This window comes from Clostridium sp. D43t1_170807_H7, from assembly GCF_015555905.1.
GTDB lineage: Bacteria > Bacillota > Clostridia > Clostridiales > Clostridiaceae > Clostridium.
Map to the genome: position 1 here is coordinate 23004 of NZ_JADNLK010000017.1, position 23530 is coordinate 46533.

The 23530-nt window shown below is 30.1% G+C and carries 23 protein-coding genes, 11 tRNA genes and 1 other annotated feature; of the genes, 29 read left to right on the forward strand and 5 right to left on the reverse strand.

Annotation, left to right across the window (positions count from 1 at the left end; all coding sequences use genetic code 11):
* The first annotated feature begins 10 nt into the window (after positions 1-10).
* From I2E98_RS11415 to I2E98_RS11470, 12 genes are all read left to right on the forward strand, one after another.
* Positions 11-202 carry a DUF951 domain-containing protein gene (locus I2E98_RS11415; protein ID WP_133015145.1) on the forward strand — a complete coding sequence of 64 codons (192 nt, stop codon included), beginning with the start codon at positions 11-13 and terminating at the stop codon, positions 200-202.
* A 100-nt stretch (positions 203-302) separates the two neighbouring features.
* Positions 303-590 carry a 30S ribosomal protein S6 gene (rpsF, locus tag I2E98_RS11420; RefSeq protein ID WP_133015217.1) on the forward strand — a complete coding sequence of 96 codons (288 nt, stop codon included), beginning with the start codon at positions 303-305 and terminating at the stop codon, positions 588-590.
* Between the two features lie 13 nt (positions 591-603).
* The gene (gene ssb / locus I2E98_RS11425; RefSeq protein ID WP_195469043.1) at positions 604-1035 is read left to right on the forward strand and encodes a single-stranded DNA-binding protein; all 432 of its coding nucleotides are present in this window, start codon (positions 604-606) and stop codon (positions 1033-1035) included.
* Between the two features lie 34 nt (positions 1036-1069).
* Positions 1070-1312 carry a 30S ribosomal protein S18 gene (gene rpsR / locus I2E98_RS11430; protein WP_005209834.1) on the forward strand — a complete coding sequence of 81 codons (243 nt, stop codon included), beginning with the start codon at positions 1070-1072 and terminating at the stop codon, positions 1310-1312.
* A gap of 180 nt (positions 1313-1492) precedes the next feature.
* The gene (locus I2E98_RS11435; protein ID WP_195469076.1) at positions 1493-1786 is read left to right on the forward strand and encodes a MazG-like family protein; all 294 of its coding nucleotides are present in this window, start codon (positions 1493-1495) and stop codon (positions 1784-1786) included.
* A 21-nt stretch (positions 1787-1807) separates the two neighbouring features.
* Positions 1808-3760 (forward strand): DHH family phosphoesterase, encoded by a 1953-nt coding sequence (locus I2E98_RS11440; RefSeq protein WP_195469044.1) that lies wholly within the window; start codon positions 1808-1810, stop codon positions 3758-3760.
* A 24-nt stretch (positions 3761-3784) separates the two neighbouring features.
* Positions 3785-4231, forward strand: coding sequence for a 50S ribosomal protein L9 (rplI, locus tag I2E98_RS11445; protein ID WP_195469045.1), 447 nt, complete (start codon positions 3785-3787; stop codon positions 4229-4231).
* Positions 4232-4243: 12 nt separating this feature from the next.
* The gene (lonC, locus tag I2E98_RS11450) at positions 4244-6142 is read left to right on the forward strand and encodes a Lon family ATP-dependent protease (protein WP_195469046.1); all 1899 of its coding nucleotides are present in this window, start codon (positions 4244-4246) and stop codon (positions 6140-6142) included.
* Positions 6143-6302: 160 nt separating this feature from the next.
* Positions 6303-7640 (forward strand): replicative DNA helicase, encoded by a 1338-nt coding sequence (locus I2E98_RS11455; RefSeq protein WP_195469047.1) that lies wholly within the window; start codon positions 6303-6305, stop codon positions 7638-7640.
* Positions 7641-7671: 31 nt separating this feature from the next.
* Positions 7672-8472 (forward strand): pyrroline-5-carboxylate reductase, encoded by an 801-nt coding sequence (gene proC, locus I2E98_RS11460; RefSeq protein WP_195469048.1) that lies wholly within the window; start codon positions 7672-7674, stop codon positions 8470-8472.
* A 102-nt stretch (positions 8473-8574) separates the two neighbouring features.
* Positions 8575-8796 (forward strand) — a binding site (T-box leader).
* A gap of 55 nt (positions 8797-8851) precedes the next feature.
* Positions 8852-10609, forward strand: coding sequence for an arginine--tRNA ligase (gene argS / locus I2E98_RS11465; RefSeq protein ID WP_195469049.1), 1758 nt, complete (start codon positions 8852-8854; stop codon positions 10607-10609).
* Positions 10610-10837: 228 nt separating this feature from the next.
* On the forward strand, positions 10838-11065 hold the full coding sequence (locus I2E98_RS11470) for a hypothetical protein (RefSeq protein WP_195469050.1): 228 nt from the start codon (positions 10838-10840) through the stop codon (positions 11063-11065).
* Positions 11066-11110: 45 nt separating this feature from the next.
* Here the strand turns inward: I2E98_RS11470 and I2E98_RS11475 are convergent, their stop codons facing one another.
* A complete protein-coding gene (locus tag I2E98_RS11475) occupies positions 11111-12283 on the reverse strand; it encodes a malic enzyme-like NAD(P)-binding protein (RefSeq protein ID WP_195469051.1) in 1173 nt (390 codons plus the stop codon).
* A 173-nt stretch (positions 12284-12456) separates the two neighbouring features.
* Between I2E98_RS11475 and I2E98_RS11480 the strand changes: the two genes are divergently transcribed.
* The 4 genes from I2E98_RS11480 (at position 12457) to I2E98_RS11495 (ending at position 15137) form a co-directional block, all read left to right on the forward strand.
* A complete protein-coding gene (locus I2E98_RS11480) occupies positions 12457-13743 on the forward strand; it encodes an adenylosuccinate synthase (RefSeq protein WP_195469052.1) in 1287 nt (428 codons plus the stop codon).
* 112 nt (positions 13744-13855) lie between these two features.
* Positions 13856-14056 (forward strand): hypothetical protein, encoded by a 201-nt coding sequence (locus I2E98_RS11485; RefSeq protein WP_195469053.1) that lies wholly within the window; start codon positions 13856-13858, stop codon positions 14054-14056.
* A gap of 80 nt (positions 14057-14136) precedes the next feature.
* Positions 14137-14319, forward strand: coding sequence for a DUF1858 domain-containing protein (locus tag I2E98_RS11490; RefSeq protein ID WP_195469054.1), 183 nt, complete (start codon positions 14137-14139; stop codon positions 14317-14319).
* Positions 14320-14381: 62 nt separating this feature from the next.
* On the forward strand, positions 14382-15137 hold the full coding sequence (locus I2E98_RS11495) for an acyl-ACP thioesterase domain-containing protein (RefSeq protein WP_195469055.1): 756 nt from the start codon (positions 14382-14384) through the stop codon (positions 15135-15137).
* Between the two features lie 74 nt (positions 15138-15211).
* Here the strand turns inward: I2E98_RS11495 and I2E98_RS11500 are convergent, their stop codons facing one another.
* Positions 15212-16474, reverse strand: a complete 1263-nt coding sequence (locus I2E98_RS11500) for an NAD(P)/FAD-dependent oxidoreductase (protein ID WP_195469056.1) — start codon at positions 16472-16474, stop codon at positions 15212-15214.
* A 613-nt stretch (positions 16475-17087) separates the two neighbouring features.
* On the opposite strand from I2E98_RS11500, the gene I2E98_RS11505 reads away from it, so the two are divergent.
* The 12 genes from I2E98_RS11505 to I2E98_RS11560 all read left to right on the forward strand — a co-directional run bounded on the left by I2E98_RS11505 (position 17088) and on the right by I2E98_RS11560 (position 18779).
* Complete coding sequence (locus tag I2E98_RS11505) at positions 17088-17669, forward strand: hypothetical protein (RefSeq protein WP_195469057.1); 582 nt, start codon at positions 17088-17090, stop codon at positions 17667-17669.
* A gap of 125 nt (positions 17670-17794) precedes the next feature.
* Positions 17795-17869, forward strand: a tRNA-Glu gene (locus tag I2E98_RS11510).
* A gap of 9 nt (positions 17870-17878) precedes the next feature.
* Positions 17879-17954 (forward strand) — tRNA-Val (locus tag I2E98_RS11515).
* A gap of 5 nt (positions 17955-17959) precedes the next feature.
* Positions 17960-18036: transfer RNA gene (locus tag I2E98_RS11520), tRNA-Asp, on the forward strand.
* A 33-nt stretch (positions 18037-18069) separates the two neighbouring features.
* Positions 18070-18145: transfer RNA gene (locus I2E98_RS11525), tRNA-Thr, on the forward strand.
* A gap of 5 nt (positions 18146-18150) precedes the next feature.
* A tRNA-Glu gene (locus I2E98_RS11530) sits at positions 18151-18225 on the forward strand.
* Positions 18226-18233: 8 nt separating this feature from the next.
* Positions 18234-18309: transfer RNA gene (locus I2E98_RS11535), tRNA-Val, on the forward strand.
* Between the two features lie 7 nt (positions 18310-18316).
* Positions 18317-18393, forward strand: a tRNA-Asp gene (locus I2E98_RS11540).
* 59 nt (positions 18394-18452) lie between these two features.
* A tRNA-Glu gene (locus I2E98_RS11545) sits at positions 18453-18527 on the forward strand.
* 8 nt (positions 18528-18535) lie between these two features.
* Positions 18536-18611 (forward strand) — tRNA-Val (locus I2E98_RS11550).
* 6 nt (positions 18612-18617) lie between these two features.
* Positions 18618-18694 (forward strand) — tRNA-Asp (locus I2E98_RS11555).
* A 9-nt stretch (positions 18695-18703) separates the two neighbouring features.
* Positions 18704-18779 (forward strand) — tRNA-Thr (locus tag I2E98_RS11560).
* Positions 18780-18890: 111 nt separating this feature from the next.
* Here the strand turns inward: I2E98_RS11560 and I2E98_RS11565 are convergent.
* Positions 18891-19871: an ATP-binding protein gene (locus tag I2E98_RS11565; RefSeq protein ID WP_195469058.1), complete on the reverse strand. Its 981-nt coding sequence runs from the start codon at positions 19869-19871 to the stop codon at positions 18891-18893.
* Entirely contained in the window at positions 19864-20859 is a 996-nt protein-coding gene (locus tag I2E98_RS11570) for a DnaD domain protein (protein ID WP_195469059.1), read from the reverse strand. The genes I2E98_RS11565 and I2E98_RS11570 overlap by 8 nt, the downstream gene beginning before the upstream one ends.
* A 240-nt stretch (positions 20860-21099) precedes the next feature.
* Between I2E98_RS11570 and I2E98_RS11575 the strand changes: the two genes are divergently transcribed.
* Positions 21100-22254 (forward strand): peptidoglycan DD-metalloendopeptidase family protein, encoded by a 1155-nt coding sequence (locus I2E98_RS11575; RefSeq protein WP_195469060.1) that lies wholly within the window; start codon positions 21100-21102, stop codon positions 22252-22254.
* A gap of 26 nt (positions 22255-22280) precedes the next feature.
* Here I2E98_RS11575 and I2E98_RS11580 read toward each other — a convergent pair whose 3' ends face one another.
* Positions 22281-23480, reverse strand: coding sequence for a S8 family serine peptidase (locus I2E98_RS11580; RefSeq protein ID WP_195469061.1), 1200 nt, complete (start codon positions 23478-23480; stop codon positions 22281-22283).
* Positions 23481-23530 lie beyond the last annotated feature (50 nt).

The following is a 23530-nucleotide window of genomic DNA, read 5'->3' on the forward strand; positions in this document are numbered from 1 at the left end:
GGGTATAAATATGATTGAAACATTTGATTTAGGTGATATTGTTGAAATGAAAAAGCAACATCCTTGTGGTAGCAAAGAGTTTGAGGTAATAAGATTAGGAGCTGATATTAAAATAAAGTGTGTTGGATGTGGCAGAATTGTTATGATACCACGTCTTAAATTCCAAAAAGATGCAAAAAAGGTTGTTAAATCTAATAATTGAAATAAAAATACTTGAAAAGAGTAGAATAAAGTGATAAAATCTAAAATTGTAATCCCTGCTACAGTAAAATGTAGCCGTTAGTCCAAAGGAGGTGAAAATGATGAGAAAGTACGAAACTATATTTATATTACACCCATCATTAGATGAAGAGGCTGTTAAGGCTGGAATCGAAAAATTCCAAGGTGTTATAGAAAACGGTGGAGGAAAAGTTGAAAATGTTGATTTCTGGGGTAAGAGAAAGCTTGCTTACGAAATAAACAAAGTTAACGAAGGTTACTATACTTTAATTAACTTCGAAGCTAATCCTGAATTACCAAAAGAGTTAGACAGAGTTTTCAGAATTACTGATGGTGTTATAAGACACATAATCGTTAAAAACGAAGCGTAAGAGGTGTATTGAAATGAATAAAGTTATACTTATTGGTAGACTTACTAAAGATCCAGAATTAAGATATGCGGCAGGTAGCGGTACTGCAGTTTGTAGATTTACTGTTGCTATAAATAGACAATTTAAAAAAGACGAAACAGACTTTATAAATTGTGTAGCATTTGGAAAAACTGGAGAAACAATTACACAATATCTTACAAAGGGTAGACAAATTGCTGTTACTGGAAGTATAAGAACAGGTAGTTATGATGCTCAAGATGGAACTAAAAGATACACTACTGATGTAGCTGTAGAAAGTTTCGAGTTCATAGGTTCTGGTGCTGGTGAAGGTAATAATAATTCATACTCAAGAAATTCTGATAACGCATGGGGTGCTCCAACAGAAAGTCCTGATATGGGATTTGGAGATATGACTCCAGTAGATGATGGTGATATGCCATTTTAAAAAAAGTCTAATTATTTTATAAGGAGGGAACATCATGAGAGAAATGAAAAGATCTGGAAAAATGAGAAGATCTAAGAGAAAAGTATGTGCTTTCTGTGTAGATAAAGCTGAATCAATAGATTACAAAGATATCAACAAGCTAAGAAAGTTTGTTACAGAAAGAGGTAAGATTCTTCCAAGAAGAATCTCTGGTACTTGCGCTAAGCATCAAAGACAATTAACAGATGCTATCAAGAGATCAAGAAACATAGCTTTATTACCATTCACAACTGAATAGTAATAAGTTTATTAGCCCCTGATTTTCAGGGGCTTTTATTTTTATATTCTAAAATAATTACATAATTTGTAATTCGAGCCCCTATTTAGTTGCATTAATAAAGAAAAATAATTAAAATAAAGATACAAGGTATTGAATAGAGGTGAGAATTTAGTGAAGAAAAAAGAAGAGCTAAATATTATGGCTAATATTAAAATTATAGAAGAGCTCAAAGCTAGTTTATTATGTATTATAGGTGAGTTTTTTTCGCTTTTAACAAGAGGTACTAATGTAGCTAAAGATTCTATATTAAACTGTATAGCCGGAGCAATTTTAATTTTATATGTATTGGCACAAAAGTTAGGATATAGCTGTAACGAAGTCGATGATGAGATGAGAAAAAAGTTAAAATTAGGAATAGCTGAAGAACATGAATATGAAAAGGAAGGTAAGAGCTTAACGAAACTTCAAAATCATATCAAGGGACGTTATTAATATAAAATTTAGGAGGCTTTTATGAAAAAAAAGCTCAAAAGGTATAGTAAACTATTAATGTCAATTGCAATTACTATTTTAGTAATAATACTTTATTATATTAAAGAATTTTATTTAGCAAGTATAATTTTAATAATATATGTAGCATGTAATGCATATTTAGATATTAATAGAGAACTATATGATGAAAAGGTTAATACTTTAACTACAAAAATTAAAGCAAATATAAATGATAATATTTCTAATATGTCATATCCATTAGCTTTAATTGATAATGAAGGTAATATACTTTGGGCTAATAAGAGATTAAAAGAAGAATTAAATTTATTAGATCTGCAAGAACAAAATATACTTAGTATAGGTAGAAATCTTGATTTGCAAAAGTTGTTAAAGTGTGATAAAGATTTAAAACAAAGAGTAAAGATAAAAGATTCTTTTTATAGCATATATGCTACTAACATAAGTAATGAAAATGAGATATATGTTAAGCAAAAGTATATGGTATATTTTAATGAAGTAAGCAACTTAAGAGATTTACATTCAACTAGAGAAAGTATAATGTTAATAGAAGTAGACAATTTATCAGAGGCATTAGAAGTAACTGATGAAGCAAATAGGCCGATGTTAGCCGCAGAGGTAGAAAAGACTATAAATTCCTATAGTAAAAAATTAAAGGCTATGATTATTAAATATGAATATAATAAATATTGTTTATCAGTAAAAGATAAATATATTAATGATGAAATTAATTGTAAGTTTAGCATATTAGATGAAATATCAAATATTGATAGGGGTAATAAGTTAGAAGTTACTTTAAGTATTGGAGTAGGTAGAGGTGGAGATAATTCACAAGAAAATTATAACAATGCAATGACTGCCAAAGAATTAGCATTAGGTAGAGGCGGGGATCAGGTAGTTATTAAAAATAATGAAAAGATAAGTTTCTTTGGTGGAAATACCCGTGAGCTTGAAAAAAGAACTAGAGTTAGAGCTAGGGTAATAGCACAAGCTTTAAGAGAATTGATTTTTGAAAGTAGTAATATACTTATAATGGGTCATAAAAATCCTGATATGGATTCTTTTGGATCAGCAGTTGGATTATGGTCAGCCATAAGACAATTAGGGAAGACTTGTAATGTTGTAATTGATAATGATATTAATGCCATTGATTATTATATGAATAAGCTCAAGAGTGATAGTAAATATGATAATTTATTAATTTCTAGTGTTGAAGCTGAAAAAGCAATCAATGATAAAACGCTATTGATAATAGTTGATGTTCATAATAAAGGATATGTGAATAATTTAAGTATAGTTGAAAAAATTAATAGAAAGATAATCATAGATCATCATAGAAGAAGTCCTGATATAATAGAAGGAGCATTATTAAATTATATAGAGGTTTATGCGTCTTCTACGTCAGAAATGGTAACTGAATTAATACAATATATGTTACAAAAACCAAGAATATCAAAGGTTGAAGCAGAAGGACTTTTAGGTGGAATTTTTATGGATACTAAAGGATTTCAATTTAAATCTGGAGTAAGAACCTTTGATGCTGCAGCTTTTTTAAGATCTTTAGGTGCAGATACTATAGAAGTTAAAAAGATGTTTACTGATAGTTTAGAAGATTATTTATTAATTTCAGAGACTATTAAAAGTGCTGAAGTTTATGATAATTTAGCTATAGCTGTTTGTCCTAGCAAAGTGAATAATACTGTAATTGTTGCACGAGCCGCTGATGAGCTGCTTGGCATATCAGGAATTGATGTATGCTTTGTTTTATGTGAAATAAATAATGCCATTACTATAAGTGGTAGATCCACAGGTGAAGTTAATGTTCAAGTTATATTAGAAGAACTTGGTGGTGGTGGTCATATGAATATGGCTGGGGCAAAAGTAAATGGAACAACGGATGAAGCGGTATATATGCTAAAAGAAGCAATAAAGAAACATTTAGAACTTAAAGAATAAAAGGTTAAAGGATAGGTGTATAATATGAAGGTAATTTTATTACAAGACGTTAAAAAAATGGGTAAAAAAGGTGATGTTATAGAAGCATCAGATGGATATGCGAGAAACTATTTATTTCCTAGGAAATTAGCAGAAGAAGCAACAGCTAATGCATTACATGTTGTTAATGCAAAAAAAGAAAATGAAAGAAAAAAGAAGCTTGCTGAATTAGAAGCGGCACAAAAGTTAGCTGCTGAATTAAAAGGTAAGGAAGTTACTATAGATGCTAAGGCTGGAGATAACGGAAGATTATTTGGAGCAATAACTAATAAAGATATAGCTGAAGTAATTAACAATAAATTTAACTTATCAATAGATAAAAAGAAAATTGTTGTAAATACTATAAAGGTTGCTGGAGAATATGAAGTAGAAGTAAAATTATATCCAGAAGTATCTACAAAGATGAAAGTTATTATTGTTCCTAAGCAATAAGGAGGATTGACATTGAATTTATATAACGAAGGGGTTAATTTAGAAGGAATTCTAACAAGTGACTTACCAATAGAAGCAAAGGTTAATGTATTATTTGATGTTCTTAAGAATGTTTTAGATGAAGGTGCAATTAGAGCTAGAACAGTAAGATTTAAGCTACAAAAGTATGTTAATTCAACAGATATAAATGAAAGAATATATGCATTAAATGTTATAGCATCTGATGGGAATGGAGCAAAAGTTGTTCCAACAGATGAGACAGCTCAAGAAGTATTAGAGGATGTCATCTATTGGATATCAGAAAATATAGCTAAAAAATATGTTCAAAATAAAATAGAATCAGAAGTAGAAAAGGCTTTGGTTGAAAGACAAGATAAGTTTATGGATGAGCTTAAATTGTCTATAATTAAAAAGCAAAAGGGAAAAGAAAATACAAAGACTACAGCAAAGTTAGAAAGGTTAGAAAAGTTAGATGCAAAGCATATTAATAAAAATGTTATGTCACTTTTAAGACCTGAAAACTTTGATGAAATAGTTGGTCAAGAGAGAGCAGTAAGATCATTAATATCAAAAATGTCTTCACCGTATCCTCAACATATAATTCTTTATGGGCCACCAGGAGTAGGAAAGACTTCAGCAGCAAGACTTGCATTAGAAGCTGCTAAAAAACTAAGATTTACACCTTTTGATGATGATTCAAAGTTTGTTGAAGTTGATGGAACTACATTAAGATGGGATCCAAGAGAAATAACAAATCCTTTATTAGGATCAGTACATGATCCTATATATCAAGGAAGTAAAAGAGATTTAGCTGAAGTAGGTGTACCAGAGCCAAAGACAGGATTAGTTACTGAGGCTCATGGAGGAGTATTATTTATCGATGAAATTGGTGAATTAGATGATATACTTCAAAATAAATTATTAAAGGTATTAGAAGATAAGAGAGTAGAATTCTCATCTTCTTATTATGATCCAGATGATGAAAATATTCCTGAATATATAAGATATTTATTTGAAAAGGGAGCACCAGCTGATTTTGTTTTAATAGGCGCAACTACAAAAGATCCAAGTCAGATAAATCCAGCATTAAGATCTAGATGTACAGAGGTGTATTTTGAACCATTATCTTCAAAAGATATAGAAGGCATAGTTAATAATGCATCTGAAAAGTTAAATGTAGAACTAGAGGATGGAGTTGGAGAATTAATAAGCCAATATACTATTGAAGGTAGAAAAGCTGTAAATATACTATCTGATGCATATGGATATTCGTTATTTAATACAAGTGGTGAGGAAGCAAGTAATAGAATAACTTTAAAAGATGTTGAAGAAGTTATTTCAATAGGAAGATATTCTCCATTTGAAAGATTAGATAATTTAGATAGATATGAAGTTGGTCATGTATATGGACTAGGAGTAAGTGGATTCTTAGGTTCTACAATAGAAATAGAATCAACAGTATTCCCAGCTAAGAAAAAGGGTCATGGAACTATTAAGTTTAATGATACTGCAGGTTCTATGGCAAAAGATTCTGTATTTAACGCAGCATCTGTAATTAGAAAAATTACAGATAAAGATATAAAGGACTATGATGTCCATGTTAATGTAATTGGTGGGGGCCAAATTGATGGGCCATCAGCAGGAGCAGCTATTACAGTTTGTATAATAAGTGCTCTTACAGAAAGACCAATTCGTCAAGACGTTGCTATCACAGGAGAAATTTCTTTAAGAGGAAAAGTTAAGCCTGTTGGAGGTATATTTGAAAAGATATACGGGGCTAGAAGAAAAGGAATTAAACTTGTTGCTGTCCCTAAAGATAATGAAAAAGAAGTTCCTCTAGGACTTGAAGATATTGAAGTTAAATCTATAAGTCATATAGAGGAACTAATGGAGATAGTATTTGAGAAGTAATGTAGATTAAGCTTCCTTTATAGGAAGCTTAATTTTATTATGTGAAGAAATAAATTTATTATACAAATGACATAGTAAATTGAATTCATTTTGATATAATAAGTTATATATAGAAAAAAGAAGTAGAAATTATAATAGAAAATTGGGAGGTGGATTATTTATGGAAGCACCTATGATGAGAAGTTTACCACAAAGTATAGAAGCAGAGCAATCCGTTATAGGGGCAATGATAATAGATAAAAGTGCCATTGCTCAAGTTTTAGAAAAGCTTAACGAAGATGATTTTTATAGAGATGGACATAAAGCTATATATAAAGCTATAAAGGAAATGTATGCCAAGGATATGGCGGTAGACTTAGTAACTATATTAGAGTATTTAAAGACTACAGATATGTTAGATAAGGCTGGAGGAGTTACCTATATATCAGAGTTAAGTGCATCTGTTCCTACAACTGCTAATTTAAGTTCTTATATAAAAATAGTAGAAGAAAAGTCTACTTTAAGAAGGCTTATAAAAGCATCTACGGCTATTATTGAAGAAAGTTATAATAGTGGTGGAGATGTTGAAAAGGTAATAGATTTAGCTCAAAAAAAAGTTTTTGATATAGCTGAAAAGAAAGATTCTAAGGAATATGAACCACTTTCTAACGTACTTGAAAGAGGTTTTTTAGAAATCGAAAGATTATTCAATAATAGAGGGGCTATAACAGGGGTTGGATCAGGTATTAAGGATTTAGATGCTAAAACATCTGGATTCCAAAAGGGTGATATGGTACTTATTGCTGCTAGACCATCTATGGGAAAAACTACATTTTCATTAAATATTGCAGAAAATGCAGCTTTAAAAGAAGGAAAAAGTGTAGTTATATTTTCACTGGAAATGTCTAAGGAGCAATTAGCATATAAGCTTTTATGTTCACAGGCTAACGTAGATATGTTAAAGCTTAGAACAGGTAACTTAGAAGATGATGACTGGGAAAGAATTGCAAGGGCTACAGGACCTTTGGCAAAGGCTAAAATTTATATTGATGATACTGCCGGTATTAGTGTAATGGATATGAGATCTAAGTGCAGAAAAATAAAAATGGAGCATGGTATTGATATGATACTTATTGACTACTTACAGCTTATGTCTGGTAGTGCTGGTAGTGATAACAGACAACAAGAGGTATCTGAAATATCAAGATCTATTAAGGCTTTAGCAAAAGAAATGGAATGTCCAGTAATTGCATTATCACAGTTATCTCGTGCGCCAGAACAAAGAGCTGACCATAGACCTATGCTATCAGACTTAAGAGAATCAGGTTCAATTGAGCAGGATGCCGATGTTGTTATGTTCTTATATAGAGATGAATACTATAATAAAGAAACTGAAGAAAAAGGTATCGGAGAATGTATTATAGCTAAACAAAGAAATGGCCCAGTTGGAACAGTTAAAATGGCTTGGATTGGGGCACACTCTAAATTTGCTGATTTAGACTTAGTACATAAAGAGTAAACATAAATTTAAAGTATTGTAGGGGTGTTATATGAGTAGAAAAATTGGTTTTATAGGTTGTGGAAATATGGGAAAGGCTATGCTTGGTGCATTAGTTAAATCTAATGATATAAATAATGATAATATCATAGTTTCTACAAAGAGTGAGAACTCAGCTAAAAGAATAAATAAAGAGTTTGGAGTACAAACAACAGTAGTTAATACTGAAGTAGCTAAAAAATCCAATGTTTTATTTTTAGCTGTTAAGCCATATTTCTTTAAGGAAGTTATAGAAGAAATAAAAGATATAGTTAGTGATGATACTATTATTATTTCTATAGCTGCTGGAATTACAATAGCACAAATAGAAGAGTTGTTTGGAAAAAAGGTTAAGGTTGTTAGAACAATGCCTAATACACCAGCACTAGTTGGAGAAGGAATGTCAGCAGTTTGCCCAAACCAAAATATAACTTCAGATGAGCTAGAATATGTAGGAAAATTATATAATTCATTTGGAAAGTATGAAATTCTTGAAGAAAAGGATTTTCATGCATTTATAGCTTTATGTGGTTCATCTCCTGCATATGTATTTATGTTTATAGAAGCAATGGCTGATGCAGGTGTTAAATTAGGGATTCCTAGAGCTAAAGCTTATAAGTTAGCAGAGCAAAGTATATTAGGTTCAGCAAAATTAGCATTAGAAACAGGAAAGCATCCAGGGGTATTAAAGGATGAAGTTTGTTCTCCAGGTGGAACAACAATTGACGCTGTAATAGATCTTGAAAAGAATGGATTTAGAAATACAGTTATAAGTGCAGTTGAAAAATGCGCAGAGAAGTCAAAGAATATGTAATATATTAAGTAATTAAAAATTAATTGTGGTAATATATGATTTTAAAATATATAATATAAGATAATGAATATATTATTTAAAAAATGAAATAATTAAAAATATAAAAATTCTATGAAAAGAAGAGTACTTATTCAATAGTATTTTGCAGCGAGTAGGGGTAGAGTGTAAGCCTTATAAAATGCTGAGTAAGGAAGAGGGACTTGGAGAAGCTATTTAAGTATAAAGAGATTTATATAAGGGTATGCCGTTAACTGCGTTAAAGTTTTGAGTGAACTAAGTTTTTAGTTAAATTGAGTGGTACCGCGGAAATATTCCGTCTCTTTGTATAGAAGGAGACGGATTTTTTATATTTTGATACAAAAAATGAGGAGGTAAAGTTATGAAATTATTTATTGATGAAATAAATGAAGTAGTTAAAAATGCTTTTGAAGAGCTAGGATACGAAAGAGAAACAGGAAGGGTTAATGTATCAAATAGACCTGATTTATGCCAATATCAATGTAATGGAGCTTTAGCAAATGCAAAGAAGCACAAGAAGGCTCCAATGATAATAGCTCAAGAGGTTGTTGAAAAATTAAATGACAACAAAATATTTTCTAAATTAGAAGCTGTTGCACCTGGATTTATAAATATGAATATTAATGATGAATTCTTAATAGGATACATTAACGATATGAATAAAGATGAGAATTTTGGGGTTTCAAAAGCTACAGAAATTAAAAAGATAGTTGTTGATTATGGTGGAGCAAATGTTGCTAAACCACTGCACATTGGACATTTAAGATCAGCAATAATTGGTGAAAGTATAAAAAGAATTGCAAAGTTCTTAGGGCACAATGTTATTGGTGATGTTCATTTAGGTGACTGGGGTCTTCAAATGGGGATGGTAATATCTGAAGTTGAAAGAAGAAATCCATCTTTACCATACTTTGACGAAAGCTTTACTGGAGAATATCCAACAGAAGCACCATTTACAATAGATGAACTTGAGGATATATATCCATATGCAAGTAAGCTAGCTAAGAGCGATGAGAAAGTAATGGAGGCTGCTAAGCAAGCTACTGTTGAACTTCAACAAGGTAGAAGAGGATATGTTGCTTTATGGAAGCATATATTAAATGTTTCAGTTACTGACTTAAAGAAAAACTATGGAGCATTAGATGTTGATTTTGAATTATGGAATGGTGAAAGTGATGCACAAAAATTCATTCCAGCAATGATAGAAGAATTAAAAGAAAAAGGATTTGCACAAGAAAGTGAAGGGGCTTTAGTATTTGATGTAAGTGAAGAAACTGATAAGAGTCCAGTTCCACCACTACTATTATTAAAGTCTGATGGAGCATCTTTATATGGAACTACTGACTTAGCTACAGTTGTAGAAAGAGTTAGAGATATGAAAGCAGATGAAATAATCTATCTAGCAGATAAGAGACAAGGACTTCACTATGAACAATTCTTTAGAGCCGCTAAAAAATCAGGAATAGCACATGAAGATACTGTATTAGATTTCATTGGATTTGGTACAATGAATGGAAAAGATGGAAAGCCGTTTAAGACTCGTGAAGGTGGAGTAATGAGACTTGCAGATTTAATAAATATGATTAAAGAGGCAGGTAAAGAGAAACTTAAGGATAACAAAAATATCGCAGAAGAAGATGTTGAAGAAATTTCTTCAAAGGTTGGTTTAGCTGCATTAAAATACGGTGATTTATCAAACCAAGCATCTAAAGATTATGTATTTGATATAGATAGATTTGCTTCTTTCGAAGGGAATACAGGACCATATATTTTATATACAATAGTAAGAATTAAATCTATATTAAATAAATCAGAAGGATTTAATGCAGAAAATAGTATTTTAGAACCTCAAAGTGAATCAGAAAGAGGATTAATGCTTCAATTATCTAAATTCAATGAAGTTATAGAGTTAAGCTTCAGAGATAGAGCACCTCATAAAATTTGTGAATTTATATATGAATTATCTAATAACTTTAATAAATTCTACAATGACACAAGAATATTATCTGAAGAAGATGAAGCTAAGAAAGCATCTTGGTTAAGTTTAATAAATCTTGTTAAAAATGTTTTAGAACAAGGCTTAGATTTATTAGGTATGGAAAGCGTAGAAAGAATGTAATTTAAATAGGCTGTATCAAAATTATAATTTTGATACAGCTATTTTTATTGGATTTATTAAAATGTAATAGATTGTTTTTTACTTCAATTTTTAAATATTTAATAAACTGAAATATTAAATTTACCTAGTTTATTATCATAGTTCACTAATTATATAAGTAATATTTTTATCAATATTTAGTGGATATAAAAATATAATATATTAATCAATATATTCAGGAGGATAAGAATGTATAGGATTGAAGTTAAAGAATTAGGCGAAAATAGCGCAAGCGTTTCAAAAATAATGAAACATATAAATTATAAAGAGTTGTATAATTTAGTTAAGCCTTACGTAAAAGAAGAACATCTATCTTTTTCCATTCCTAATGACTGTACGGATGGTAAGGAGTGGGGAAATATATATTCACATGATAAACCTATTGGACAAATATTAATAACTTATATAGAAGAATAAGAAGCAAAAAAGTATTAGATTTTTTGACCTAATACTTTTTTATTATTATATAGTTGCAACTCCGCTTTCAATTGCAGCTTCTTTAACAGCTTCAGCAACTCTTTTTTGAACATCTAAGTTAAATGCTTTTGGAATTATATAATTAGGATTAAGTTCTTCATCTGAAACTGAGTTAGCAATTGCATAAGCAGCGGCTATTTTCATTTCTTCATTTATTTCAGTTGCTCTAACATCTAAAGCTCCTCTAAATATTCCAGGGAAAGCTAAAACATTATTTATTTGATTAGGAAAATCAGAACGTCCAGTACCAATTACTTTAGCTCCAGCTTCTTTTGCATCATCAGGGAATATTTCAGGGGTCGGATTAGCCATGGCAAATAATATAGCATCTGAATTCATAGATGATACCATTTCTTTTGATACTATGTTAGGGGCTGAAACTCCTATAAACACATCAGCATTTTTAATAACATCTTTTAATATTCCAGATTCATTATTAGGATTAGTAATTTGAGATAATTCTTCAAAATACTTATTTGAATAAGTAGTATCTCTATTTAGAGCACCGTCTCTATCACAAATAACTATATTTTTAGCACCATAAGATAATAGAAGTTTAGTTATCGCAGTTCCAGCTGATCCAGCACCATTAACAACGATTTTTAAATCTTCAATATTTTTATTAACTATTTTTAATGCATTTATTAATCCTGATAAAACTATAATAGCAGTTCCGTGTTGATCATCATGGAAAACGGGTATATTTAATTTTTCTTTTAATTTTTTTTCTATTTCAAAACATCTAGGAGCAGATATATCTTCTAAGTTTATTCCACCTAAAGTAGGGGCAATTCTAACTACAGTTTCAACTATTTCATCAACTTCTTTAGTATCAAGAACTATAGGAAAAGCATCTACATCAGCAAATTCTTTAAATAATATAGATTTACCTTCCATAACAGGTAAAGAAGCTAAAGGTCCAATATCTCCAAGACCTAAAACAGCAGTACCGTCAGATATAACAGCTACAGTGTTCCATTTCCTAGTATATAAATAAGCTGTAGATGGATCTTTATGTATTTCTCTACATGGCTCAGCAACACCAGGAGTATAAGCAAGTGATAAATCCTTTTCGTTAGTTATTTTAACTCTTGAAGATACTTCTAACTTACCTTTTAATTCTTTGTGAAATTTTAGTGACTCTTCATATATATTCATAATAGGACTCCTTCCCAAAATTATATTTATGATAATATTATACGAATTATGGATTAATAAAGCAAAAAAATATTCGTAGGAATATTGAAATTTTATAATTACTTTGATACCATGTTATATGGGATTATAATGCAATATAATCTATTACTATGTCTTAAAAGGAGGCAATTTAAATGTCAGCATTTATTGTTTTAGGAGCTCAATGGGGAGATGAAGGTAAAGGAAAAATGACAGACTACTTAGCTGAAGAGGCAAATGTAGTTGTTAGATATCAAGGTGGTAATAATGCAGGTCATACCGTAGAGGTAGGAGATAAGCAATATAAACTTCACTTAATACCATCAGGTATATTACATGATGAAAAGCTTAACGTAATAGGAAATGGTGTAGTTGTAGATCCTATGGCTTTCTTTTCAGAAATTGATTACTTACAAGAAGAGGGAGTAAAAGTAACTCCAGAAAAATTAATAGTTAGTGATAGAGCACATGTTATTATGCCTTATCATAAGGTTCTAGATAAATTAAAAGAAAAAGCTAGAGGAAAAAATGATATAGGAACTACAGGAAAAGGAATTGGTCCTTGTTATACTGATAAGTTTGAAAGATGTGGTATAAGAGTTTGTGATCTTATAGATAAAGAAGTATTTAAAGAAAAACTTATGGCTAATATTGAAATGAAGAACAAGTATATTGTTAATGTTCTTGGTGGAGAGGCATTAAGTTTTGATGAAATATATGAAGAATATTCTAAGTATGGTGAAAAATTAAAACCATTCGTAAAAGATACATCAGTAAGAGTTTATAATGAAATTAAAGAAGATAAAACAGTTTTATTTGAAGGTGCACAAGGAATGTTATTAGACATAGATTATGGAACATATCCATATGTAACATCATCAAATACTACTGCAGGGGGAGTTGCTAATGGTGTTGGTATAGGACCAAACATGATTACTAATGCGGTAGGTATAGCTAAAGCTTATACTACAAGAGTAGGTAAAGGACCTTTCCCGACAGAATTAGAAGATGAAACTGGAGAATGGATAAGAGAAAAAGGTCACGAATATGGTGTAACTACAGGTAGATCAAGAAGATGTGGTTGGCTTGATATAGTTATATTAAAGACTTCAGTTAGAGTTAGTGGGTTAACTTCATTAGCTGTAACTAAGATAGATACATTAGCAGGGTTAGAAAAAGTTATGATGTGTGTTGGATACAAATTCAACGATGAAGTTATAGATTACTTCCCAGCTAGTTTAGAAGATTTAGCTAAATGTGAACCTATATATGAAGAATTTGATGGATGGGATGAAAGTGTAGCGGAAGCAAGAAGCTATGAAGAATTACATCCAAATGCAAGAAAGTACTTAGAAAGAATTGAAGAGTTAACTGAAACTAGAATTTCGATAGTATCAGTAGGTCCAAGAAGAGATCAAACTATGAGAGTTAAACCTCTATAGTATAGGTTTATTAAGCCATATAAAATATTTTTATATGGCTTTTTGTTATTTGTATAATATTAATTTATAGTGTGCAAAATATTAGTAAGTAAAATTATAAGAGGTGCATATTATGATTGATAAATATACAAGTTTATGTGATGCAATGGCAGAAAATCCAGTGGCAGCAAATATATTAATGAGTTATGGGATACCAACATACGATATTACAGAAAATCAATTTTCATCTTTAGATGAGATAGCAACAAAATATGGAATTGATATTAATTCTATTGTAAATCAAATTAATAGCGGATTGGCAAGCTTATATTAATATTATTTAATTGAATTTTACATATATTTCATATAAAATAATTTTATTAAATAGTTTTATTAAAGATGGGGTGATTAAACATGATTACTAAAGATATGACAATTGGAGAAATAATAAAATTAAATGCTAGTAAAGCAGATATATTAATGAGTTTTGGAATGGGATGTGTTGGATGCCCATCTGCACAAGCAGAAACAGTTGAAGAAGCAGCATATGTTCATGGAATAAATTTAGAAGAATTACTAGAGGCTTTAAATAAGTAAAAAATATTAGAACCCATTTTTATGGGTTCTTTTTGATAAATTGAAAAAGAGGGGTGCCGATATTGGGAATAGTTACAGAAAGAGAATATGAAGTACATTATTATGAATCAAATTATAGATTAGAGTGTAAGATATCATCTATAATTAATTATTTTTGTGATATAGGAACTAAGCAGTCAGAGGAATTAGGTGTTGGAATTGATTATTTAACAGAACGAAGATTAGCTTGGGTTTTTTATAAATATGATATAAAGGTAAAAAGATATCCTAAATATGGAGAAAAAATAAAAGTAGTGACAATGCCTAAAAGCTTTAAAAAGTTTTATGCTTCAAGAGGTTATGAAATATACGATAAAAATAATGAGAAAATAGTAGAGGGGGAAGGTATTTTCTTATTAATAGATATAGATAAGAGAAGAGCTATAAGAATTCCAGAAGAGCAATATATAGTATATGGAATAGATATTGAGAATTGTCCAGATATTAAGCTAACTAAGTTAGAAAAGTTAACTAAGGAAATGAATAAGAATCATTTTAAAGTTAGGTACGGAGATATAGATTCTAATATGCACGTAAATAATGTTAAATATGTTGAGTGGGCAGTGGAATCCCTTCCATTAGAGGTTATTCTAAATTATCAACTTGAAGAGTTAAGTGTAATATTTGAAAAAGAATGTAGATATGGGGCTGAAATAATTGCTTCATATGAAATAAAAGAAAATGAGAGTGGACTGGTAATACTTCATAAGATTGTTGATAATGAAGATAAGGAATTAACTGTACTAATTAGTAAGTGGAAAAAGTTAATAGAAAATTAAAATAGAAAAGGTAGCAAGATTTAAAAATAAATTTTTAAATCTTGCTACCTTTTTTCTAGGAATAAATAATTATTTTATCTATTTTGAGCGATTGATGTTGCTACAGTATATCCTGAGCTCCAAGCCCATTGAAGATTAAATCCACCACAATCCCCATGAACATCTAATATTTCACCACAGAAATAAAGATTAGGAACTAACTTTGATTCTAATGTATCATAGTTAACATCCTTGGTATTAACTCCACCAACAGTAACTTGTGCTTGGTTAAAATCATTAGTACCAGTACAAGTAAACTTCCAAGCCTTTAGAGTACTTACTAGTTTCATTTTTTCTTTCCATGAAAGCTCATAACATGGCATCTGAAGGTTAGTTATTCCACATTCTTTTAATAAAACAGGAATTATTTTTTTATGTATAACACCAACAAGAGCATTAATTATAGGTCTATGGCTAAGAAGTGCAAAATGACATTCTAAGAAATCCTCTAAATCTTCTTTTGAATAGCTAGGTAATAAATCAACTACAACTTCAGTTTTCTTTTTGTTAAATGTATTTTGAGAAGCTAATGCTGATATTTGAAGAATAGGAGGTCCTGATATTCCATAGTCGGTAAATAAAATTTCTCCAAAATCCTTTTTTACGATTTCATTATCAACTAAAAGAGTTGCATAACCATCAAATTTAACTCCAGATAAAGCTTTTAGAGATGGGTAGTCTAATTTTAATTGAACTATGCCAGGAACTAATGGTGTTATTGAATGCCCAAAACTTTTGGCAAGGTTATATCCACTACCATCAGAACCAGTTTTAGGAGCCGTTTTTCCTCCACAGGCTAAAACAACTTTATTAGCTGTGAATAATTTATATTCTTCGTTAGTTGTGGATAACTTAAATTTTTTCCCACTGTGGATATCTTTTATTTTGCAGTTTGTGTATAAAGGTATATTTCTATCTTCAATAGCCATTTTTAAAATATCTACAACAGAAGAGGCTTGAAGTGATTGTGGATAAAGCTTACCTGTAGGTAAAGCGACAATTGGAAGTCCTAAAGATAGAAAGAAATTTTTTGTATCTTCAAGTGAAAGTTTATTTAAAGCTGTAAATGGGAAATTAGAATTTGAACTGTGGTAATTAATAAAGGGTGGTTTTATGCAATTATTTGATATATTACATCTACCATTACCTGTAGTCAAAATCTTTTTACCAATTCTATCAGTACCTTCAACAATGGCAACGTCTATTCCGAAATCTTTAGCAGTAATAGCTGCAATTAAACCAGAAGCCCCACCGCCAACAATTATTAAATCATGATGCAAATTAAACACTCCTTTCATATATCTAAATTGTTCGTTAGAGCTTAAGCACCGTGATGCCGAAAATTAATGATATTACCTACAGGAATGGTGTAATTTGCGTTAAGAATTTATATTATTTTCTCCAGAAAAAGTCCTAAAGCTTCGAAAGTCACTTTGTTCCCTCAGCTTCTTAATGGACTTTTTCTTCTAAAAATAATTAAATTCTAAAACTTAATTACAATATTCTTTCCGGTAATATCGTTAATTTTTCTTTATCACTGGTTTTAAGCCAAAAGATCCAATTTTCTATGTAACCACCTTAAGAGTTAACGACTTCTGCTATATTTTATATAATAAATTGTTAACTTCTAAATATATATTTTTAAATAAACTAAGAATATTAATATACAAATTAACTATCATATCAGAAAAATTTGTAGCACAAAACATTAACTACAAAGTGTGCGGTATAAGCATATACATGGAGAAAGAAAAAATAAATATTTCATTTTTTTGACCCATGTGATGCGTAATATTATTCGATTAAGTATATCTTAATATTTAGCATTATGTTCTGCAATAAAAATTATATAATTTTAGATTAGTAATATAAGTAATGAAATTAAGGAATACTATTAAAGAGGTGAGGATAATGAAAGTTAAGATAATTAATTCTAATTCTGAAGATTATCAAAAAGAATTAAAATTAAGAAGAATGAATTATGATCAAGTAGTAGTTAATTATCCGGGTGAAAAGGGGATAAAGGTTTTTGATAAAGTGGAAGTAGAGTTTATAACAGAAAGTGAAGTTGATGAATTCTTAATTAAGTATAGTGACTTTTTAAAGATTAAATTAAATAGAGGAATATCAGTTGCATTGTATAAGGGAATTTTAGATACAATAGAAAATGAATTAAAAATTGATTTTAAAAGCTTAAATTTATTAAAAGATAAATACGTAGTAAATAAAAGAGGCATATGGGAAAAAGAAATTTTATGTGTAATTAATGATATTATGCCTATAAAAATAACTGCTAATGGACAAAATTTTAAAAAAAGTGGATTTAATATAGATATTGATGAGATACCCAAAGAAGAATTTTTAGAAATTTGTGCATTCGAAATTAAAAAAATAAATAAAGAAGTTAAAGAAAAAGAAGATTTATTAGCGAGATATGGAGAAGTAATAGAAAAAATTAAAAAGCCTGAAAACCCAGTAAAAATGCTACTTTAGAGAGATATGATAAAACATAATAAAAAAAATATAAAAAAATTTTAAAAAAAGTGTTGACACTATATATTTTTTTAGGTATTATAGGTAATGTGCTCGGGAGAGCGCAGCAGAAAAGAAAAAACCTAGGCCCCTTGGTCAAGCGGTCAAGACACCACCCTTTCACGGTGGTAACAGGGGTTCGATTCCCCTAGGGGTCACCATTAATATTTGGAAGCATAGCTCAGCTGGGAGAGCATCTGCCTTACAAGCAGAGGGTCACAGGTTCGATCCCTGTTGTTTCCACCAAACGCGGCTCAGTAGCTCAGTTGGTTAGAGTGCCGGCCTGTCACGCCGGAGGTCGAGGGTTCGAGCCCCTTCTGAGTCGCCAATTTAAACTTAATATTTAAGTCATAATAAATACGCTTTCTTGGCTCAATTGGCAGAGCAGCTGACTTGTAATCAGCAGGTTGTGGGTTCGAGTCCCACAGAAAGCTCCAATTATGGCCCCTTGGTCAAGCGGTCAAGACACCACCCTTTCACGGTGGTAACAGGGGTTCGATTCCCCTAGGGGTCACCATTTATTTCGGAAGCATAGCTCAGCTGGGAGAGCATCTGCCTTACAAGCAGAGGGTCACAGGTTCGATCCCTGTTGTTTCCACCATATATACGGCTCAGTAGCTCAGTTGGTTAGAGTGCCGGCCTGTCACGCCGGAGGTCGAGGGTTCGAGCCCCTTCTGAGTCGCCAATTTTTTAAAGTGCGATGTATAAACAAAAGAATAATACAGTATGATGAACAAAAGCCTAGGCCCCTTGGTCAAGCGGTCAAGACACCACCCTTTCACGGTGGTAACAGGGGTTCGATTCCCCTAGGGGTCACCATTATATTTGGAAGCATAGCTCAGCTGGGAGAGCATCTGCCTTACAAGCAGAGGGTCACAGGTTCGATCCCTGTTGTTTCCACCATCATACGGCTCAGTAGCTCAGTTGGTTAGAGTGCCGGCCTGTCACGCCGGAGGTCGAGGGTTCGAGCCCCTTCTGAGTCGCCACTTTAATTTGCTTTCTTGGCTCAATTGGCAGAGCAGCTGACTTGTAATCAGCAGGTTGTGGGTTCGAGTCCCACAGAAAGCTCCAAAAACTCCACAAAAGTGGAGTTTTTTTGTTATGTAAAAATATAAAATCATATTAATAAAACATAAATAAAAAAGTCGGCTTACGCCGACAGTCTTAGTGAACTTATCTATTCTATCTTTGTCTTTTTAAATTAAGTTGTATTCTAATATCTTCTGCAAAGAATTTAAATAATTTAAAATCTCCAATTATTCTTGAGGAAATTCTTTCACTGTATCTTTTTGAGATTAGTGGTAATGTAAGATTAGTAGAAATAAGCATTTTTTTATTCTTTAATATTTTTTTATTTATTAATGTAAATAGTTCAGAAGATGAAAAGTCTGTTATTTGTTCTGAGCCTAAATCATCTATTATTAATAAATCACAATTAATAAGTAGGTTTTCTAAATCAGTATCATTATTAAATTTTATATCTCTTAGTGCTCTTAAAAGATCGTCTGCAGTTTTATAAACAACTAAAAAACCTCTATCTAATAATTCTTTTGCAATACACCAAGATAAAAATGTTTTACCAGTTCCTGAATTACCATAAAATAAAAGATTAGTATTACTGTTCTTAAATGTAGGCAGATACTCTCCAGTTATATATTCTAGAATGTCTTCAATATTTTTTCTTGGAGTATATCTTTCATCATTTAATTTATGATTCGGATATAAGTTTATATTAAAGTTTTTAAAATTATTATTTTTAACAGCTTCCTCTAATTCTGAATCTTTATAATAAAGTTTAACTAATTTTGATTTAAAACAAGAACATTTTTCAATTCCTATAAAACCTGTATCTTTACATTTAGGACAATTATAATGCAAATTTAAGTATTCAGGGCTATATCCATGAGATACTAACATTTCATATTTCTTTGCTCTTAAATCAGTAATTTCATCTTTGATATTATCTAATTCTTTAGGGTCAGTAATTCCCTTTAAAGCAGCCATAGATAAGTTTAAACATAGTTTTTGTATTGTAGTATCTATTTCTAATATTTCTGGGTATTTATTTTTTATTTCTTCGCGCCTTTGATTTAGTTTACGGTTTTCTTCTGTACGAGTTTTTTCATACATATCCATAAGCTCTGCTTGATAGCCTTTAATCATCTTTATCCCATCCTAACAATTTCTTTTCTAATGAGTCATAATCGTATTCACGAGCTTCAAAGTTATTAAATTTAAGTGGATTAACTTCTGATTGTTTAGAAGCAAAGTTTCGATTTGATTGATTATTTTTATAATTAGCTTCTTTTTTCTCTATATCATCTAGTGTTTTTAACTTGCTTTTGTTCCAACTAGATAAAATACCATCTATATATTTAAAGTCAGATCTGTTTAAACGTTGAAAACAAATATTACAAGCTTTTTCTATTACTTCTAGAGGAAAGGCATAATCGACAATCCACTTTTCTAACATTTCTTCTTGGGGTTTCATTAAATCAGGATTTTTAATTCCTAGATAGTTTAATATATGACGAATTTTAACCCATTTATCTTCAGTTTTCTTTATATAATTTTGTGCATCATCAATAGTTGTAATATTCATATTGTGCCAAGCAATAGCAACTTTTTCAATATATCTATAATCGCTTTTACCTTTTGAAACACAATATTCAAGTAAAATTAGTATTAGTTCTGAAGAAAAATTAAATTCTTCTTGCCAACCTAGATAAGTTGTCATTTCTTTAGGGGATAGAGGTCTACCTAATAATCTTTCAATATCATTAAGCATATCCTTAGTAGATGTTTTATTTAATGCTTCTAATAAATTTACTTCTTTATTTTTTATATTTGAATCTTCTACTAAGTTTATAAACTCTATATTATAGTTTCCCATTTTATCTATTGGAATAAACCTTAATACACCTTCATCATTCCAATAATTTAAGGCATTTAATATATCTGATTCCAATAAGTTTAGAGATGATGCTAAAATTGAAGAACTTACTCCCATCTCTCCAGAATTGCTATATTTAAGCATCAATAAATAAACCTTGATGAATTCTCCACGAGCTTTTGGCATATATTTTTCAATAAATACATTGCTTACTGGAGTAAAGTTTAATGAATTATTTTTTAGCATAAAAGTGCTCATATTATTTTTCGACCTTTCTTAAGTTAGATTCTAAATTTTTATTTAGCAAATCGAAGCTAACTAACGTAAACAACTTTAAGTATTAGAAAAATTTTTTAATACTATACATTTAAATTAATTATAGCAAAGGCTTTCTCAACCCTCAACATAACAATTAAATAATAAATATGTATAATATAGCTAAATTAGGGCAAATTAATTGATGTGCTTAAAAAATAGGAGTAGGAGGAATATAAAAGAATGGACGTGAATGGGCAGAATAACATAAGTATATGGTGGAAAATATTAAAAATAGTTTCAGTGGTTATGTTTATAAATTTGATTTTTATAGTACCATATAACAATGTTTATGCAAATTTAAATACAATTAGATTAGAAGAAAATGAGTTAATCATAAAGGATAAAGTAGCTAGTGAAAAAGATTTAGGAAGTTTAACTTCAGATTTTAACTTAAGTACAGTTAATGTATTTAATTCTAATATGAGTAATGTTTTTACTATTAATTTAAAAGGCCATTCAATAAGGTTAGCAGATAATACTGTTGGACTTACATCTTTAATTGAATATAAGCACTCAATCTTAGAATATATATGCAATTCTTATATAAATGAATTGGGGATTAATGTTAATAATATTACAGCAATACAGATTATGGGAACAATTAATTCAGATATAGAAAAAAATAGACTATCAAGTTTAAACTTAAGTGGTGAAGTGGCAAAAGAGGTATATGATGCGTCTGTAATAAATGAAAGTTTATCAGGGTTAGATTTTAAAATAGATTTAACAGAATCTGAAGTTATTGAACCAGAAACAGTAACAGAGGAATGTAGTGATTTATATATAGGAGAAACCGAGACTGTTCAAGGGGTAAGGGGAATGAACTTAGTTCATAAAGAGATAATTTATGATGGATTAAATAAAAGTAAAGAGAAAGTAGTAAGTAAACAAACTATTCAACCAGCTGTTAATACTATAGTAAAAATAGGTACTAAGAATCCATATTATGATGGAATAGCATTTTTATCTAATCCAAGTAAAGGTGGATATTTAAGCTCTTATTTCGGAGAGGTTAGAGCAAAATCGGTTCATAAGGGGATAGATATAGCTAAAAATTTAGGAGCCAGTGTAAATGCATCTTTAGATGGAAAGGTGATTAAGGCTGGATATAATAATGGTGGATATGGTAACCTAATAGTAATACAACACGGAAATAATATGAAAACATATTATGCACATTTAAATGAGATATATGTTAATGTTGGTGATATTGTAAAGAAAGATGAGATTATAGGTACTGTTGGAAGCACAGGAAATAGTACAGGACCACATTTACATTTTGAACTTAGAGTCGATAATCAGCCAGTAGATCCGGTTAAATATATACAACAATAAAAGAAACACCATTAATGGTGTTTCTTTTATTGTTGTAAAACTTTATTTATATCTATTTTACCTTCACCTTGTTGATTTTTAGGAATATCTAATGGAGTTGAAGCTACCTTTAATAAAGATAAAATATCATCGAATGTAAATTCAGGATGTTGTTCAAATAAAAGAGCACATAGACCAGATACATATGCGGCAGATATAGATGTGCCGGTAAAACTTTTATATGAAGTATCTAATTTTGGTGCATGCATTTTAGTATTGTTTTTATATGATATATAAGATGTATTAGAATTTAAAGACATTATATCAACACATGCAGCACAGAAATCAGGCTTTTTATCCTTTTTTATTGCACCACAAGATGAATATGAGTAAGATTTTGTTTCAGATGAAGTTGTGTCTATACCTGAAACAGTAATACAATTAGTACTTAAGGCAATTCCTGTAATAGATCCATCTATATTTTTATTGCTACCACTAGGTAGCACACAAACTATGGAGTGAAGTCGTGCTTTTTTAAATAGAGCATCAAATTGTGTAAAAATAAACTTATTATAATAAAGAGTTTCAAAGGGTAAACAGATAACTTTAATGTTATACTTTTCACTACTATTAATTAAATCTTCTAATGAAAATAAAACATCAGAAACATAGCCTTTTCCTAATTTATCAAATGCCTTGAAGCAATGAATATTAGCTTCTGGGGCAACTCCAGTATATATTTTATTTGAAGCTAGTCCATTACCAGCAATTATTCCACATGTACATGTTCCATGTCCATTATCATCATAAGGATAAGGGAGTTCGTTAACTAAATCAACAAATGTACTTATTCTATTAATGGGATAAGTTAAATCTCCATGGGGATATACGCCAGAATCAATAATACCAACACCAATACCACGGCCGTATATAGAAAGTTTATTTGAAAGTCTAACCTTGTTAGCTGTAGGGATACTCATACCACACAATGAAAGGTATTGATCTAAACAAATATAGTGGATTTCTGGATATTCTAATAATAGCTCTATTGATTTAGCTTTTACTTGAGCACATATTATATTACATGATTCAATTTTTCTTATAACTGTACCCCGATAGGAGTTTATTTTTTTAGAAATTGAATCTGGGAAGTTTCTATATTTTATTAAAATTCTATATTCATTAATACTACTAGATGCTAAAAGACTTTTAAGATTAGGATCTAGTTTTTTAGTTGAAGAAAACATAAAAAACTCCTAAAATTATTCACATTACTATAATATATGAATTAGGAGCT

Bases quoted from the DNA above. Each gene is read 5' to 3' on its own strand.
- I2E98_RS11415 (WP_133015145.1), top strand. From the start codon at position 11: ATGATTGAAACATTTGATTTAGGTGATATTGTTGAAATGAAAAAGCAA.
- rpsF (WP_133015217.1), top strand. From the start codon at position 303: ATGAGAAAGTACGAAACTATATTTATATTACACCCATCATTAGATGAA.
- ssb (WP_195469043.1), top strand. From the start codon at position 604: ATGAATAAAGTTATACTTATTGGTAGACTTACTAAAGATCCAGAATTA.
- rpsR (WP_005209834.1), top strand. From the start codon at position 1,070: ATGAGAGAAATGAAAAGATCTGGAAAAATGAGAAGATCTAAGAGAAAA.
- I2E98_RS11435 (WP_195469076.1), top strand. From the start codon at position 1,493: ATGGCTAATATTAAAATTATAGAAGAGCTCAAAGCTAGTTTATTATGT.
- I2E98_RS11440 (WP_195469044.1), top strand. From the start codon at position 1,808: ATGAAAAAAAAGCTCAAAAGGTATAGTAAACTATTAATGTCAATTGCA.
- rplI (WP_195469045.1), top strand. From the start codon at position 3,785: ATGAAGGTAATTTTATTACAAGACGTTAAAAAAATGGGTAAAAAAGGT.
- I2E98_RS11455 (WP_195469047.1), top strand. From the start codon at position 6,303: ATGGAAGCACCTATGATGAGAAGTTTACCACAAAGTATAGAAGCAGAG.
- proC (WP_195469048.1), top strand. From the start codon at position 7,672: ATGAGTAGAAAAATTGGTTTTATAGGTTGTGGAAATATGGGAAAGGCT.
- argS (WP_195469049.1), top strand. From the start codon at position 8,852: ATGAAATTATTTATTGATGAAATAAATGAAGTAGTTAAAAATGCTTTT.
- I2E98_RS11470 (WP_195469050.1), top strand. From the start codon at position 10,838: ATGTATAGGATTGAAGTTAAAGAATTAGGCGAAAATAGCGCAAGCGTT.
- I2E98_RS11475 (WP_195469051.1), bottom strand. From the start codon at position 12,283: ATGAATATATATGAAGAGTCACTAAAATTTCACAAAGAATTAAAAGGT.
- I2E98_RS11480 (WP_195469052.1), top strand. From the start codon at position 12,457: ATGTCAGCATTTATTGTTTTAGGAGCTCAATGGGGAGATGAAGGTAAA.
- I2E98_RS11485 (WP_195469053.1), top strand. From the start codon at position 13,856: ATGATTGATAAATATACAAGTTTATGTGATGCAATGGCAGAAAATCCA.
- I2E98_RS11490 (WP_195469054.1), top strand. From the start codon at position 14,137: ATGATTACTAAAGATATGACAATTGGAGAAATAATAAAATTAAATGCT.
- I2E98_RS11500 (WP_195469056.1), bottom strand. From the start codon at position 16,474: ATGAAAGGAGTGTTTAATTTGCATCATGATTTAATAATTGTTGGCGGT.
- I2E98_RS11505 (WP_195469057.1), top strand. From the start codon at position 17,088: ATGAAAGTTAAGATAATTAATTCTAATTCTGAAGATTATCAAAAAGAA.
- I2E98_RS11565 (WP_195469058.1), bottom strand. From the start codon at position 19,871: ATGATTAAAGGCTATCAAGCAGAGCTTATGGATATGTATGAAAAAACT.
- I2E98_RS11570 (WP_195469059.1), bottom strand. From the start codon at position 20,859: ATGAGCACTTTTATGCTAAAAAATAATTCATTAAACTTTACTCCAGTA.
- I2E98_RS11575 (WP_195469060.1), top strand. From the start codon at position 21,100: ATGGACGTGAATGGGCAGAATAACATAAGTATATGGTGGAAAATATTA.
- I2E98_RS11580 (WP_195469061.1), bottom strand. From the start codon at position 23,480: ATGTTTTCTTCAACTAAAAAACTAGATCCTAATCTTAAAAGTCTTTTA.